Genomic DNA, 14990 nt, shown 5'->3' on the forward strand with positions numbered 1-14990 from the left:
GCTCTCTATCTCGGGCTTCTTGAGCCTTTGCCATGCGTGCGGGGGAATGCGCGCTGGGCAAGTGTTTCAAATAATGACAATAACTTAGATGCTAGCATTTGATAGCGCGGACGGACGTAACTCAACTCTTCATTCCTAAACATCACGGGCGGCCCGGTAGAAGTGGTCACCTGTTTGATACCGACTTATGAACGCAGGTAAAGCAATAATGAGCGCCATCCATGACCAAGCGATGAACTACGTCTACCAGCAAGTACTGCATCGCTTGTTGAGTTTCTTCTCCCGGGCCGAGCGCACGGCACTGCAATTGCTTATTCAGCGATTGATCGTGACGGCCGGAGGTATCGAGCGTATCGCCGACTTTAAAGTCATGGTGGCTTATTCCGGCACCCGGGACAGCTGTTACACGCTGGCCTTTCTACGCGCCGCGCAGCTGAGTATCGCCGGCAGGGCACCCGCGACCTTCCAGCTGAGGGTTGCCACCCTGCGCCTGAACGGCACGACGACGGTCACCCTCGGTAATATCCATCGCAGCTATGTCGCCTTGTTCGTCTATGACGACCCGCGCGTTGAAGTGCTGATGGTCGACGGGCGCGAGATAACACCCTTCAATCATTCGAATCCGCAGTCTGTGGCGGGCCATGACCAGAACCGCCGGAACATGCTGATGATCGGCCATCTGCGTCCCGCACAAGGGCCGCTTGAGGGATTCGACGATTGTGACCTGGCCATGGCTGAATGCCTCGGGCAATTGGCGCGATGGGAGGGCGGTGTCGACGCGTTTGTCAGCAGCGATACGTCCTGCCAGCAGAAACAGGTGCTCGGCCGTGTGACTCGCGTGGCGCATAAGGTCGGCTTGCCGATCATCCTGCCTGGAATGACCGGTTACGAGGGGCTGTTCACCCTGCTTGACGAGTTCGGTGGTGATTGCTATCGCAGGCTTTATGCCGAGCGCGAGCAGGAGGGCTGGCAACCGGCCGCAGGTTTCGCGTCAAGGCGTAGCACCACCTACATGGGGATCCAGGACCTGGTGGTGGGCAATATGGAAGAACGCTGGCCGCTGCTCACCGACTTCCTCGGTTTTCAACCTGACGAGATGGCCAGCCACTGCAACGAAAACGAGTACGTCAGCGTGTTGTTGTCCGCCCACCTTCACGGTTTGCAGGCCAGCTACGTTCAGGGAGAGGCCTACGAGGCAGGTTTTACCGAGTACATGCAGCGAATGCTGGTGATGATGCGTCGCAAAAATCTGCCCGAGCGCCTGTGTGAGCAGGCTCAAGAGCTCTATGGCGATGCATCGCGGATAGGTGAATGGCGCATGACAGCGACCACTGAGGCCCAGCACGCGCTGGGGGTCAATGAAGTGCAACTGGTGTGCCTGTTGTTTTCACCGTTTGTGGATGCTGGCGCTGGCCTGGAGCCCTTCTTGCGTCGCTGCCATCCCGGCATGCTGGTGGCGATGCCGGAGTTGCACCGGGCGTTGCAGGGCAAGCCGGCCCCGGAACAGGTCATGCAATGGATTGTCGATGTCAGCGGGCTCTCGGCCAGCCTGGTCAGCACATTGTATGGTATGCGCTCGGTGCCGGACGTCGGGGAGTATCAGGCGGATGAACCCCGCGACCCCCAGTCGCTGCCGGGTTCGCCTGCGGAACGTGCCGCACTGTGCGATTTATCCGCGAGGCGTTGACGGTGCCTGGCGTGACGGAGCCCATCCAGGACACGGCGCGGGTCTTGCTGGCGCCTTCCTTTTTGAATGGGCAGGGTTCTGAGGTGTCAGTGGCGTGCGCTGTGATGGGTACGGTGCAATGAAAGAAGTGCGACAAACCGACTTTGCTTACCAGGCTGTCTACCGATATCTGGTCAATCTGATCAACGAGGCCGACGCCGACACCCAGGCAAAATTGCCGTCGCTACGGCTCTTGGCGGAACGCCTGAATGTGTCGATTTCGACGATTCAATATGCCTACTCGTTGCTGGAGAAAGAAGGCCGGGTCTATTCCGTCGCCAAATCGGGTTACTACGCGCTGCCAGTGGCCTTCAATGCAGCCCTCAGCAGTGGCAATGACCTGCTTGAAACCGTGTATGTCAGCGCAAGGCGTCCGGACATGCTGGTACTGAGCGCCGATGAGCCGGCGCTCCTGTTGTCGCTGGACAGCCCGTTGTTGCTATTGGAACGCGAACTGCTGCGCCAATACCCACGGCACCCTCTGCCGCATTCACAACCTTGCGGCGAACTGGAATTACGCGCCGCGCTGGCGGCGCGCTACACCTCGTCGCCGGCGCGATGCTGGCACGCCGATGACGTTTACATCGGCGCTGATCTGCGGGGCGTGCTGGAAATCCTGATCGCCGTGCTCGACCTCAAGGAAGCGACAGTGGTAGTGGAGTCACCCTGTGACTGGGCGATTTTGCGGCTGCTCCAAACGGCCGGCGTCCACGTGATCGAGTTGCCGCTGCAATCCGATGGCGGTTTCGATCTGGGAGCCCTGGCGGATTTGCTCAGGCTGGAGCCGATACGCCTGATGATGGTTTCATCGGCGATCAACCTGCCCACAGGTCGTTCAATGTCTCTCCAGCAGAGAGAAGGCACGGCAAAACTGCTGGCGCAGCACGGCTGCTGGGTATTGGAAAACGATATCTATGGTGAATTGGCGTTTGAGTCGAACGGTGAGCGCTTTCGAGACCTGCTTGACCCGGACCGGCTGATCGTTTTTTCAACCTTCGAGAAGCTCATTGGCCCGGAAGCGCCTTATGGGTACCTGCTGTCACGCCAGTTGAGCATGGAGTTGCAACGGCATTTCTTGCTGCGCGCGTTTCGGCTGTCGCCGATCCGTCAGAAAGCCATCGCCCGGTTGTACGCCAGTGGGCGACTGGATCAGCACCTGCACATCCTGCGTCGTTTACTGAAGGAGCGCATGCTGATGGTGACCCAGATGCTGCGCGCGCGGTTTGGCGAATCCCTTCAATTTTTGGCGCCGCAAGGGGGGGCGACGATTTGGGCGTACGCGTCGCGGCCGGTGGATGTACGCCGGGTGTTTCAGCGCTTGCTCAAACGGCAGGTGCTGATCGCGCCAGGAGAATTGTTCAGCTTGCAGGGGCTGCACTCACAACATTTGCGTTTGAGTCACAGCTTCGGTAGCCAGCATGATCTCGACGGTGCATTGACAATTCTGGCTGACGCCTTGCGGCTGGAATTGATCGATGGATGAGTGCAAAAAACTTCCTTGAGCACAGGGGATAGATAGCATCGCACTGCGGTCAAACTGCCAGTAAACTGCGTTCCAATTCCTGAACCACTCTTTTCAGAGGTTTTGCATGACACTCAGTCCTTTTGCGGGCAAGCCGGCACCAGCAGCCTTGTTGGTCGATATCCCGCGACTGGTGACGGCCTATTACACCGGCCGACCGGATGCCGCCATCTCCACCCAGCGCGTTGCGTTCGGGACGTCAGGGCACCGAGGCAGTTCGTTCGATCTGAGTTTCAACGAATGGCACGTTCTGGCCATCAGCCAGGCAATCTGCCTGTACCGCGAAGCGCAGGGCATCACCGGCCCGCTGTTTGTCGGCATTGACACCCACGCGCTGTCCACGCCTGCGAGCGCCAGTGCGCTTGAAGTGCTGGCCGCCAACGGCGTGGCGGTCATGATTGCCGAGAACGACGAGTACACGCCGACCCCGGCGATTTCCCACGCAATCCTTTGCTACAACCGTGGCCGCACCTCGGGCCTGGCCGACGGGATCGTCATCACGCCGTCGCACAATCCGCCGCAAAGCGGTGGCTACAAATACAACCCAACCAACGGTGGCCCGGCCGATACTCACATCACCAAGTGGATCGAAGCCAAGGCCAACGAGCTGCTGGCGAGCAACCTGGCCGGTGTAAAGCGCATCACGTATGAGCAAGCGCTCAAGGCCGACACCACCCATCGTCACGACTACCTCAACACCTATGTGGCCGATCTGGTCAACGTCATCGACTTTGACGCGATTCGCGGTGCCAACCTGCGTCTGGGCGTCGATCCGTTGGGTGGAGCAGGGGTGCGCTACTGGTCGGCGATTGCCGACCATTACCGTTTGAACCTGGACGTGGTGAACACCGAAGTCGACCCAACGTTCCGCTTCATGTCCGTCGACTGGGACGGCCAAATCCGCATGGACCCGTCCTCCAGCCATGCCATGCAAGGCCTGATCGGCCTCAAGGAGCGTTTTGACGTGGCGTTTGCCTGTGACCCGGACCACGACCGCCACGGCATCGTCACGCCATCGGGTGGTTTGTTGGCACCGAACAATTACCTGGCGGTCTCGATCGATTACCTGTTCCAGAACCGCCCGCAATGGCGTGCGGATGCTGCCGTGGGCAAAACCGTGGTCAGCAGCGGCTTGATTGACCGTGTGGCCAAACGCCTGGGCCGTCGCTTGTACGAAGTACCGGTCGGTTTCAAATGGTTTGCCGACGGTCTGTTCGACGGTTCGTTGGGGTTTGGTGGCGAAGAGAGCGCCGGCGCTTCGTTCCTGCGCAAGGATGGCAGTGTCTGGAGTACCGACAAGGACGGTCTGATTCCTGCGCTGTTGGCGGCGGAAATGACGGCCCGTACCGGGCGTGATCCAAGCCAGGCGTATCGGGCCTTGACCGATGAGCTGGGCGAACCGTTCTCGGTCCGCGTCGATGCCAAGGCCAATCCGCAACAGAAGGCCCTGCTCGGGAAGCTCTCGCCGGATCAAGTCACGTCGACTCAACTGGCGGGCGAAGCGATCCAGAGCATCCTCAGCCATGCACCGGGCAACGATCAGGCCATTGGCGGTTTGAAGGTCATGACCGAGAATGGCTGGTTCGCGGCGCGTCCTTCGGGCACCGAAGACATCTACAAGATCTACGCGGAAAGCTTTGTCAGTGACGAGCACCTCAAGCAACTGGTGGCTGAGGCTCAGACCCTGGTGGATGGCGCTATTTCTGCGAAGTGATTGAAGGTTCCCTGAAGGCAGGCGCTTTCGGATTGATCAAAAAATGGCGACCCAGCGGTCGCCATTTTTTATGCCTGTGCGATCAAGCCAGATCCACCAGCACGATTTCACTGTCCTCAATCGCCGTGACGCGCAACACCTGCTCATCGGCAATCGCTACACCGTCTCGAGCTTGCGCACGTAAGCCATTGACTTCAATGACGCCTGTGGCCGGAACCAGGTACGCCCGGCGACCACTGTCCAGTGAGTACTCGGCACTTTCCCCGGCTTTCAGGTTGGCGGCAACCAAGCGAGCATCGGCACGAATCCGCAAGCTTTGATCATCGCCAGCCTTGCCACTGGCCAGCGTCACAAAACCTTCGCGCTGGCCCTTTGGAAAGGGTTTTGCGCCCCAGGACGGCGCCGAACCGGCCTCGTTGGGGATGATCCAGATCTGGAAGATCTTGGTCGCCGTGGCCTCCAGGTTGTACTCGCTGTGAGCGATCCCGGTGCCGGCGCTCATCACCTGGACATCACCGGCCTCGGTGCGGCCCTTGTTGCCCAGGTTGTCTTCATGGCTGATCGCACCTTCACGAACATAGGTGATGATTTCCATGTCCCGGTGCGGGTGTTTCGGGAAACCGGTGCCGGCGGCAATCACGTCATCGTTCCAGACCCGCAGGTTGCCCCAGTTCATGCGTTGTGGGTCGTGATACTCGGCAAACGAAAAGTGGTGATGGGCATCCAGCCAGCCATGGTGAGCGCCGCCCAGGGAGTTGAAAGGTCTGAGTTCAAGCATGATCGTCTCCGCAAAAGGTTCGTCATGGGCAGAACGCGTGGGCCGCAGAACGATAACCGGTGGTTGATGGGGAGCATCATCTATCAGCCTTACATCGATAAAAAGCGTAAAAAATGCTGCAATACAATCAATAAAATCGATGTGTGTTGGCTCGTACAGCTAGGTTTCAACCTTCACTTCATCGCTTAAGCCAATGACCTGAAAGCATTTCACTAGAACTCATCGGCAAATGCAGACACCATAGCCCGCAACAGCCTCACACCCTGGAGTCCGCGTGCCGCGACACACCCCCGATCTTCCTCCCGAACTGCTCCCCTTGGCCGAAATGCCGTTGCTCAAACGCCTGGCGGCTCGTTTCTTTGGTCATGGCCTGACTCGTTTACGCGCACAACACCGAGCGTCCTGGCTGCATGGCCAAGCCGATGGTTTTCGCAGTGGCCATACCGCGGGGGTGGACTATGGCTATCAGGAAGGCAAGCTCGAGGGCATTGAAGAGGGTCGGCAGGTCCTGCTGATTCGCGACAGCCGCAGCACCGAGCACCCAGCTCCCGGCGTTGACGACTTGCTGTTCGATGACTGGCGCCTCCCGCTCAATGCCGAAATCAAGAAGCGCATGAAGACCGATGTCGCCCGCCTGCTGCCGGCCCATGCCCAGCCGAGTGCGGCGCAATGGAAGATGATCTTCAGCGACACACCCTCGACCTCGGTGATTGCCGGCGCAGGGGCCGGCAAATCAACGACCCTGGTGATGCGGATTCTGCTGCTGACCCACTACCTGGGCTTCGAGTTGGACTCGCTGACCGTGGTGACGTTCACCCGCGAGTCGCGCAGGGATTTCATCAATAAACTGATCGAGCTGTTTGCGGTATGGGGCCGTACCGTCAGCGCCAAGGAGGCCCGCGATCTGGTGCGCACCTTCCACTCGCGCATCCTGCCGATGGTCCGCAGCCTGCCGGGGTTCGAACGCTTGCAAGCCTTCGAAAACCTGAGCGCACGCGCGCAGCAGGGCGATGACGGCGCTGACAGCAACCCCTTTGATCTGCGGATCAATGATGTGCAGCGCCAGCAACTCAACGCCTGCTATCACGGGTTGTACCAGCGTGATGAACGCTTTCGTGAGTTGATCAACCCGTTGTCGCGTCACGCCTTGCAACTCAAGGAGCTGGAGCGTGATCACCCGGACGTGCAAAAACGCATGGCTGTGACCGAGTTGGCCGCCAAACGTGACGAAGAGCTTTGCGATGCCGTGGAGGACCTGTGGTTTCGGGCGGGTGCCTGGCCGATCAAGGGTATCGAGCCTAACCGTCAGACCTTCGACATCAATGGCTCGACGTTCCATTGCCATGGCTACATCCCGACGCTGGACGCCTGGGTGGTGCTGGGTTTTGACCCCCGGGAAAACCCGCAGGCCAGCCGGCCCAACGCAAAGTTGACGGTGCGCGCCGAGTGGGCAGTCAAGCGCACCCTGTTTCAAGCTTTCTGTCGTAAGCAATTGATTTGGCTAGATAGTTACGAATCATCAAAGCGTGTAATTGCTTCGCTGGCAGGGGATGCGAGTGCCGGGCCTGGGTTCGACTACAAGGTCAAGGGAGAGCTGGGCTCGGCACCGTTACTGGACTGTTTTGTCGCGGCGGCCAATTTCATCGAGAACCTTGGGCTGGATGTTCCGGATGCAGTGGGCCGGATGAGCTTCGCCAAGGACGATCCGGACCGGTACTTCTTCGAGGCCCTGAGTCGCTACTGGCGAGCGCTGGAAGACCACCTGCTTGATCAGTCGCCGCCGATCATGACGTACAACCGCATGTTCGCGTTGTTCAGCGAGCACTCGCCGGAGAATTTCAAACTGCTCAGCGATGGAATGCTCAGGCCCTTGTCGCATTTGATGATTGACGAGTTCCAGGACGTTTCACCACAGATCGTTTCGTGGATTCGTGCCAGCCTGCGGGAGATTCGCAGCCGAGGACCGGCGATGCACGTCGGCCGTGGGGCCCAGCGTTCTTCGCTGCTGTGCGTTGGCGATGACTGGCAATCGATTTATGGCTGGCGCGGCAGTTCGCCAAAGTACTTCATGGAGTTCAACAAGGAGTTTGCGTCTCCCACCACCACACGGGTGATGCTCAGCGATAACTACCGCAGCCATCAGCACATTATCGACGCCGCTGAACATATCGTTCGCGCGGCACCGGCCATCAGCGGCAAGAAGGCCAAGGCGTGCGGCGACGCCAAGGAGTTGTTTGCGGTCAATGTCCATGACCGGGACGATGAAGGGCTGGCCACACGCTTGATGGAGCATTACCGAAAGGGTGATTCAATCTTGATGTTGTATCGAAAAAGTAGCGATAAGTTATTGATAGAGCAGCATATTTCATCTGTAGTTAATGTTGATTCTAGCTTGCCGTACGAGGCTCGCCGACTCAAGCAACTGACCTATCACAGCGCCAAGGGGCTTCAGGCGGATGCGGTGTTCCTGCTGGGCGACTGTCAGCACCTGACCAGTTCACCCTACAAAAACCAGGTGTACCGCATGGCCGGTCTGGGCAAGGACGGCGAAACCGATGCTTATGACAGTGCGCAAAAAGACGAAATCCTGCGCTTGGCTTATGTCGGCATCACCCGGGCGGTGAAGCACTGCTACTGGTATGTGGACGGCCAGGATGTGTCGGCTTCCAACATGCCAAAGGCGTCAGACCGTGTCCCTCAAAACAAGGCGTTTTTCCTTGATCAACGGGGCGAAAAAACACAGCCCTGAACACCTGGTTCCGGTCAGTTAAGGCGTACAACCTGTGGGAGCGGGCTTGCTCGCGAAAGCGGTGGATCAGTCAACATCATTGTTGAGTGACTGATCGCTTTCGCCGTCCGGAGCAAGCCCGCTAAGCCCCGATGAGCACCACACATCGCTAAAGCAGGCTCGGCATTGCAAACCGTGCATAACGCACTAGCGTTAGGCAAGCAGGGATAGCACTGTGCCAGAGTCGGGCGTTACGCGGCTCAATACCTTGGAGGCTTATCTCCTGCGACTCAATGCCCACGTTGGCCTCATGGCCTGCGTGATCAGGTCGTTATGCCGCGCAACGCGTGCGTGGCGCAAAGGAGAGCGCAATGACAACACGATCAGGAAAACCCCACGGCGGCATGTTCGCACTCGCCAGCCTTGCGTTGGTGTGCCACGCCCCGCAGGTCTTGGCTGATGACGAGCCCCGACGCTTCAGCAACCCCCCAGGACTCGAACAGCAGGTCCCGGCACAGGCAGCCGGGCAGACGACCCTGCTGATGAAAGCCGGACCGGGAATCAAAACCCAGAAAAATCAGCAGCCGTCTGCGCACGAAGGTCGCGAGCGTCAGCTCACACTCCACATCGACTACACCGCCAGCACGATCTTCGATCCCGGGACTGGCCAAAAGGTGCCGGTCAGCCTGCGCAGCTACCGGGGCACCGGCGTCAATCCCGACGCGCCTTTTGTCGCTCCGACCATTGAGGTGACACCCGGCGATACGGTACGCGTCACGCTGGCCAATGATCTCCCGGAGGAAAGCCACTGCGGTGCGCATCAGATGGACTCGGACGAGCCGCGCTGCTTCAATGCGACCAACCTGCATTCCCACGGGTTGTGGGTCAGCCCTTCGGGGAACAGTGACAACGTGCTGTTGTCGATCAATCCCAAAGTGACGTTCCAGTACGAGTACAACATTCCGGTCGACCATCCTGCCGGTACGTTCTGGTATCACCCGCACCGCCACGGCTCCACGGCCATCCAGGTTGCCAGCGGCATGGCCGGGGCCCTGGTTATTCGCGGTGATCGCTTGCCGACAGGGGACTCCAATGGCGACATCGACACCCTGCTCAAAGTGTCCAGGGATCAGGCATTCCCCGAGAAACTGTTGGTGATGCAGCAGATCCCCTACGCCTGCAAAGGTGCCGACGGCAAGTTCAAGAGCAAGGTCGTGGATGGCAAGACCGTATTTGACTGGTCATGCCTGCCGGGGGAAATCGGTGTCGTCGAGTCCTTCGATCAGCTTGCGCCCAACAGCTGGAACGATTCCAAGCGTTACACCAGCATCAACGGCCTGGTTCAGCCGACATTTGAAGCACGGGCCGGACAGATCGAGCGCTGGCGGTTGGTACATGCCGGTATCCGGGACACCGTGAACCTGCAGTTTCGCAAGCTCGACGACCGCGCCAGAACCGACAAGCGCGAAGGTGTAGCAACGGCGGTCGCCGAGCGCTTTGTCGAGGAAAAATGTACCGGTGAACCGGTGCAATATCATGTGATCGCCTCCGACGGGTTGACCATGGACCGAGCGCAGCCCCATACCCAGCTGACGCTGCAGCCGGGGTATCGCAACGATGTGCTGATGGTCTTTCCCGAGCCGGGCCGGTATTGCGTGATCGACAATAAACAGACGGCCAAGGGCGGCGTCAGCCAGTTCGACAGCCAGACCCAGTTGCTGGGGTTTGTTGATGTCGGGGAAGGGACCAAGGTCGACAACATCAGTACTTACCTGACGAAAGAGCTGGTGAAGGCGGCAAAGAAAAATATGCCCGAAGACGTCAAGAGCGGGATCGTTGCCGATCTTCAGAGCGGTTTACAGTTGAAGAAGTTTGTTGCGCACAAAACGATTGCCGCGTCTGAGCTGATCAAAGAACAACAGCAACTGGTATTCCTGATCGATACGTCGGACAGTAACAACGTGAAGTTTGCGGTCGGTACCACCGCGCTGGATGCCAAGCCCTACGAGTCAGGCGTGGTCAACCGTCAACTGAAACTGGGAGACGCGCAGACCTGGGTCCTGAAGTCGGCCTATGCCAGCCATCCGTTCCACATTCACGTCAATCCCTTCCAGATCGACAAAATCATCGGGCCCAGCGGCACGGACCTCAGCTTGCCGGGGGCCGTCGACCCGGATGATCCCACCGACAATCAATACGCGGGTCTTAAAGGCGTGTGGAAAGACACCCTGTTCGTCAAAGGGCCGGTCAAGGTCGATCCATTCACCAATGACAAGGGCATTTATACGATTTACGTCAACACCCGTTACCAACGGTACATTGGCGAGTTCGTCCTGCACTGCCACATCCTTGATCACGAGGATCAGGGCATGATGCAAAACGTCAGTATCGGCATGCCCAACGGGCAGGGTGGCATCCAGTCGGCGGGGCATTGACGCCTTGGCAACTTAAAAAAACGCCGCTGTCCTTGATCGGGATCAGCGGCGTTTTCATGGTGTGAGGCGTTAACTGACGCGACTCAAAGTGGCCGACGGTTCAAACGCCTCAAGCTCATCTTCCACGGCTTCGATTATTCGCTCGACGTCTGCGGCGTTCATCACGGTCGCACACGGGATACCGGCGATGGCAATCAGCGTTTCGCCACTGGCGCGGTCAAACAACCGGGCAATCATGCTGCCGGGTGCATCCATGCTGGCTTCAAACCCTATCGGATGAAAGTGCCAGCGCATCAACTGGCAAGCGTTTGGAAACGTGACTTTGCTGTTTGAATCCCTGTTCATGTGTTGCCCACCTTCTTCATCGAGCGCTTCCATTAGCTCATGTTAGGAGGGAAGAGCCTTCACTGGCCCAACCGGTTGAGGCCTTAAAAGTAGCATCGACGGGCTCGGCACCGGGGGCTTTTTTCAGGCCGTTTGGCGATTGGCCGTTTTTTATGACGCAAGACATGTAATGACGACGCAGTGATACGGCAACCGTCCAAGCCCCCACCACATACCCCAAAAGGGGAATTGGCGGCGCGTGCCTTGCGGCCTACAGTCGCCACTTCGCCGGTCGACCCCGACCCCGGCCACATTGAGAGCAAGCACCATGCGCGCACGAGAACTGGGCATCAGCCTGGGATTGGGAACACCAGGGCCACTGAATGCCATTACCGATGTACCGGGTGTTCGGGTCGGTCACAGCACGCTTAATACCGTCATTGACGGCAAGCCTGTGCGCACCGGGGTCACCCTGATTGAGCCGCGCCCTGACGCTGCGCGGTTGCAACCGTGTTTTGCCGGTTGCCACGTGCTCAATGGCAATGGCGACGCCACGGGCCTTGAGTGGATTCGCGAAGCCGGTGTGCTGGCCACGCCGGTGGCGATCACCAATACCCACAGCATCGGGGTGGTCCGTGATGCCTTGGTGGCTCACGAGCGCGACAGCCTGGCCGACCCGGCGGTGTACTGGTGCATGCCGGTAGTGATGGAGACCTATGACGGGGTACTCAACGATATCTGGGGTCAGCATGTCGGCCCGCAACAGGTGCTTGAGGCCATTAACAATGCCGCATCAGGCCCGGTGGCCGAAGGGGCCGTCGGAGGCGGTACGGGGATGATCTGCCATGAGTTCAAGGGCGGCATCGGCACCGCGTCGCGCCGGTTGCCGGTCGAGCAGGGCGGTTACACGGTGGGCGCACTGGTTCAGGCCAACCACGGTAAACGCTGCGAACTGCGGGTGGACGGCTATCCCGTGGGGCGCCACTTCACCGCGACAACTTCGCCCTTTGCAGAGCATGGCACGCCGGGGATGGGCTCTATCGTGGTGGTGCTCGCCACCGATGCACCCTTGTTGCCGCATCAGTGCCAGCGTCTGGCTCAACGTGCCTCTATCGGCATCGCCCGCACCGGCGGCGGCACCGAGGATTCCAGTGGCGATATTTTCCTGGCATTTGCCACCGGTAATCGGGATTTGCCGCCCGCCGATTATGGCCGCAAGGACTTGCCCCTGAGCACTTCGCTGCAGATGCTCAACAACGATCACATCTCGCCACTGTTCAGTGCCGCTGCTGAAGCGGTGGAAGAAGCGATCATTAACGCTTTATTGGCGGGTGAGGACATGACGGCTCTGGACGGGCGCCAAGTACCTGCTTTAACAGCCCCCTTATTACTCTCTGCACTCGCGGTTTCAGGCTGGCGCAAAGCCATATAAAACTGCGACGTAGTAATCAAATGCAACTGTACTGTTATTTAATATTTAAATAGATAATTGTCGGACAACCGGTTTTGAGGATTGCGTTACAAAGATAATTTTGACGGGCGGATCATTGTTTACGGTCGTTTTGCGGAGCAGTTCAATTTGTCGTTAAAAAAGTAGTGGACGCCTGATTTCAAATTGTGTCAGCTTTCTTTCGCCTTCATTGGGCGAGTGATAGGACGATCTCGCCAGAGATTGTCGCTATCTGACAAAAACTGTTCCATTGCTAAACAAGGAAGTGTGTTTATGTCGAAAGTAAAAGTGAAAGCTATTGAATCGGCCATCGCTGCTCCAAGTTCCGCATGGTCACAAATCGATAGTTTCAGCCATCAGTATGATCGGGGCGGCAATCTCACGGTCAATGGCAAATCCTCCTATGACGTTGATCAGGCAGCTACGCAGATTCTGCGTGAAGGTGCTGCCTGGACAGATCTCGACGGCAGCGGCAAAATTGAGCTCACCTATACCTTCCTGACCGCAGCGAATGCCGGGTTTAAAGCGCTGAACGTGGGTACGTTCAGCCAGTTCAGCTCGTTGCAAAAGGCTCAGGCGGTTCTCTCCATGCAATCGTGGGCGGACGTGGTCAATGTCACCTTCACCGAGGCGGCAAGGGGCGGCGACGGTCATATGACCTACGGCAACTACAGCGACGGTGCCAACGGTGGCGCAGCATTTGCCTTCCTGCCGGGCACCGAGCCTGGCTACGATGGTCAATCCTGGTACCTGACCGGCAGTGGCTACAACGTCAACAAGACGCCTGGCCTGAACAACTACGGTCGTCAGACCCTGACCCATGAAATCGGCCATACCCTGGGTCTCGGCCACCCTGGTGATTACAACGCTGGCGAGGGTAACCCGACCTATGGCAATGGCGCGGTCTATGCGCAGGACACGCGCGGCTACAGCGTCATGAGCTACTGGGGTGAAAGTAATACCAAACAGGACTTCAAAGGTGCTTACTCATCCGGCCCGCTGATGGACGATATTGCCGCCGTGCAGAAGCTCTACGGCGCCAATATGAGCACCCGTGCCGGTGACACCACCTACGGGTTCAACTCCAACGCCGGTCGTGATTTCCTCAGCGCAACGTCCTCCTCGGACAAGCTGATCTTCTCGGTGTGGGACGGTGGCGGCAACGACACCCTGGACTTCTCCGGCTACACCCAAAACCAGAAGATCAACCTCAACGCGGCTTCGTTCTCTGACGTTGGCGGCATGATTGGCAACGTTTCCATTGCCAAGGGTGTGACCATCGAGAACGCCACGGGTGGTTCGGGCAACGACTTGCTGATCGGTAACAGTGTTGCCAACGTGCTCAAGGGTGGTGCCGGTAACGACATCATCTACGGCGCCGGTGGCGCGGACAAACTCTGGGGTGGTTCGGGTTCGGACACCTTCGTGTTTGCCGCAAGCTCGGATTCCAAACCGGGTGCCGCTGACCAGATCCTGGACTTCACCAGTGGCCTGGACAAAATCGACCTGAGCGCCATCACCAAAGGCGCAGGCCTGCACTTCGTGAATGCGTTCACCGGTGCGGCAGGCGACGCGGTGCTGAGCAACGTCTCGGGTGGCAGCAGCCTTGCTATCGACTTCACTGGGCATGGCGTGGCGGACTTCCTGGTCACCACCATTGGCCAGGCAGCAACCACGGATATCGTGGCGTAAGTGTCAGGTCTCCCGCGGTGCCAACACCGCGGGATCGCCGGACAATGCAAAAGGAGAGTGGCGCACAGGCGCCACTCTTTGCCCTTGCCAGCCACGTGTTCGTGAGCGACGCTGCATAGGCTACAGTCAGGAACGAATTTACCTATGATCCACAACGCCTTTACCTACAGGGCACCAGCCTGGTTCTTCGCCATGCTGATGACGTTTTCTGGAGATGTAACCATGGCAAGCAGCCTGAAATTAGCGGACCCATCGGAGCTGGCGGGCCAATGGCAGGCACACCTTGTGTCTGAACCGGCCACCTGTGTGGTGGAGCTCGTCCAAAACGGCACCTTGGGTGGCCAGCTCGATTGCCTCGCCGGATGGCTGGGTGAAACACCGATCGGCTGGTACCCGGAACCGGACGGTATTTCCCTGACCGGCAAGGAAGGCTCAAGAATTATTCATCTGGGTCGACAAAAAGAAGGGTTCTATGAAAGTACCCGCCCAGCAGACCCGCAAATAACTTTGCAACGCGCGCCACACTAAGCAACTCACGCAACACCGAACCGCTATCAGCAATGGTTATATAGGTTCGTTTATTGTTTTAAGCCGCCCGGCCCTGACCCCGAACTTTATTTC

At 58.5% G+C, this 14990-nt stretch carries 10 protein-coding genes; 8 read left to right on the forward strand and 2 right to left on the reverse strand.

The genetic code is table 11. The annotated features are described in order from the left end of the window. Positions 1 to 208 precede the first annotated feature (208 nt). From AC1Z1G_RS13170 to pgm, 3 genes are all read left to right on the forward strand, one after another. Positions 209 to 1687 carry a hypothetical protein gene (locus AC1Z1G_RS13170; protein WP_483627563.1) on the forward strand — a complete coding sequence of 493 codons (1479 nt, stop codon included), beginning with the start codon at positions 209 to 211 and terminating at the stop codon, positions 1685 to 1687. Between the two features lie 118 nt (positions 1688 to 1805). Next, positions 1806 to 3209, forward strand: a complete 1404-nt coding sequence (locus AC1Z1G_RS13175) for an aminotransferase-like domain-containing protein (RefSeq protein WP_483627565.1) — start codon at positions 1806 to 1808, stop codon at positions 3207 to 3209. Between the two features lie 106 nt (positions 3210 to 3315). After that, a complete protein-coding gene (pgm, locus tag AC1Z1G_RS13180; protein WP_483627566.1) occupies positions 3316 to 4962 on the forward strand; it encodes a phosphoglucomutase (alpha-D-glucose-1,6-bisphosphate-dependent) in 1647 nt (548 codons plus the stop codon). A gap of 82 nt (positions 4963 to 5044) precedes the next feature. Here pgm and AC1Z1G_RS13185 read toward each other — a convergent pair whose 3' ends face one another. Beyond that, positions 5045 to 5740 (reverse strand): pirin family protein, encoded by a 696-nt coding sequence (locus AC1Z1G_RS13185; protein ID WP_483627568.1) that lies wholly within the window; start codon positions 5738 to 5740, stop codon positions 5045 to 5047. A gap of 274 nt (positions 5741 to 6014) precedes the next feature. Between AC1Z1G_RS13185 and AC1Z1G_RS13190 the strand changes: the two genes are divergently transcribed. Together AC1Z1G_RS13190 and AC1Z1G_RS13195 are read left to right on the forward strand one after the other, a co-directional pair. Beyond that, entirely contained in the window at positions 6015 to 8489 is a 2475-nt protein-coding gene (locus tag AC1Z1G_RS13190; protein WP_483627570.1) for a UvrD-helicase domain-containing protein, read from the forward strand. A gap of 350 nt (positions 8490 to 8839) precedes the next feature. Beyond that, complete coding sequence (locus AC1Z1G_RS13195) at positions 8840 to 10903, forward strand: multicopper oxidase family protein (RefSeq protein WP_483627571.1); 2064 nt, start codon at positions 8840 to 8842, stop codon at positions 10901 to 10903. A gap of 69 nt (positions 10904 to 10972) precedes the next feature. On the opposite strand, the gene AC1Z1G_RS13200 is transcribed toward AC1Z1G_RS13195, so the two are convergent. Further along, a complete protein-coding gene (locus AC1Z1G_RS13200; RefSeq protein WP_347906058.1) occupies positions 10973 to 11248 on the reverse strand; it encodes a DUF1652 domain-containing protein in 276 nt (91 codons plus the stop codon). Between the two features lie 307 nt (positions 11249 to 11555). Here AC1Z1G_RS13200 and AC1Z1G_RS13205 point away from each other — a divergent pair, with 307 nt between their 5' ends. The 3 genes from AC1Z1G_RS13205 (at position 11556) to AC1Z1G_RS13215 (ending at position 14897) form a co-directional block, all read left to right on the forward strand. Then, positions 11556 to 12659 (forward strand): DmpA family aminopeptidase, encoded by a 1104-nt coding sequence (locus tag AC1Z1G_RS13205; RefSeq protein WP_483627572.1) that lies wholly within the window; start codon positions 11556 to 11558, stop codon positions 12657 to 12659. 291 nt (positions 12660 to 12950) lie between these two features. Next, complete coding sequence (locus tag AC1Z1G_RS13210; RefSeq protein ID WP_483627574.1) at positions 12951 to 14369, forward strand: serralysin family metalloprotease; 1419 nt, start codon at positions 12951 to 12953, stop codon at positions 14367 to 14369. 144 nt (positions 14370 to 14513) lie between these two features. Next, positions 14514 to 14897, forward strand: a complete 384-nt coding sequence (locus AC1Z1G_RS13215; protein ID WP_483627576.1) for an AprI/Inh family metalloprotease inhibitor — start codon at positions 14514 to 14516, stop codon at positions 14895 to 14897. The last annotated feature ends 93 nt before the right edge of the window (positions 14898 to 14990 follow it).

The sequence above is a fragment of the Pseudomonas sp. JL27(2026) genome (genome assembly GCF_056933555.1).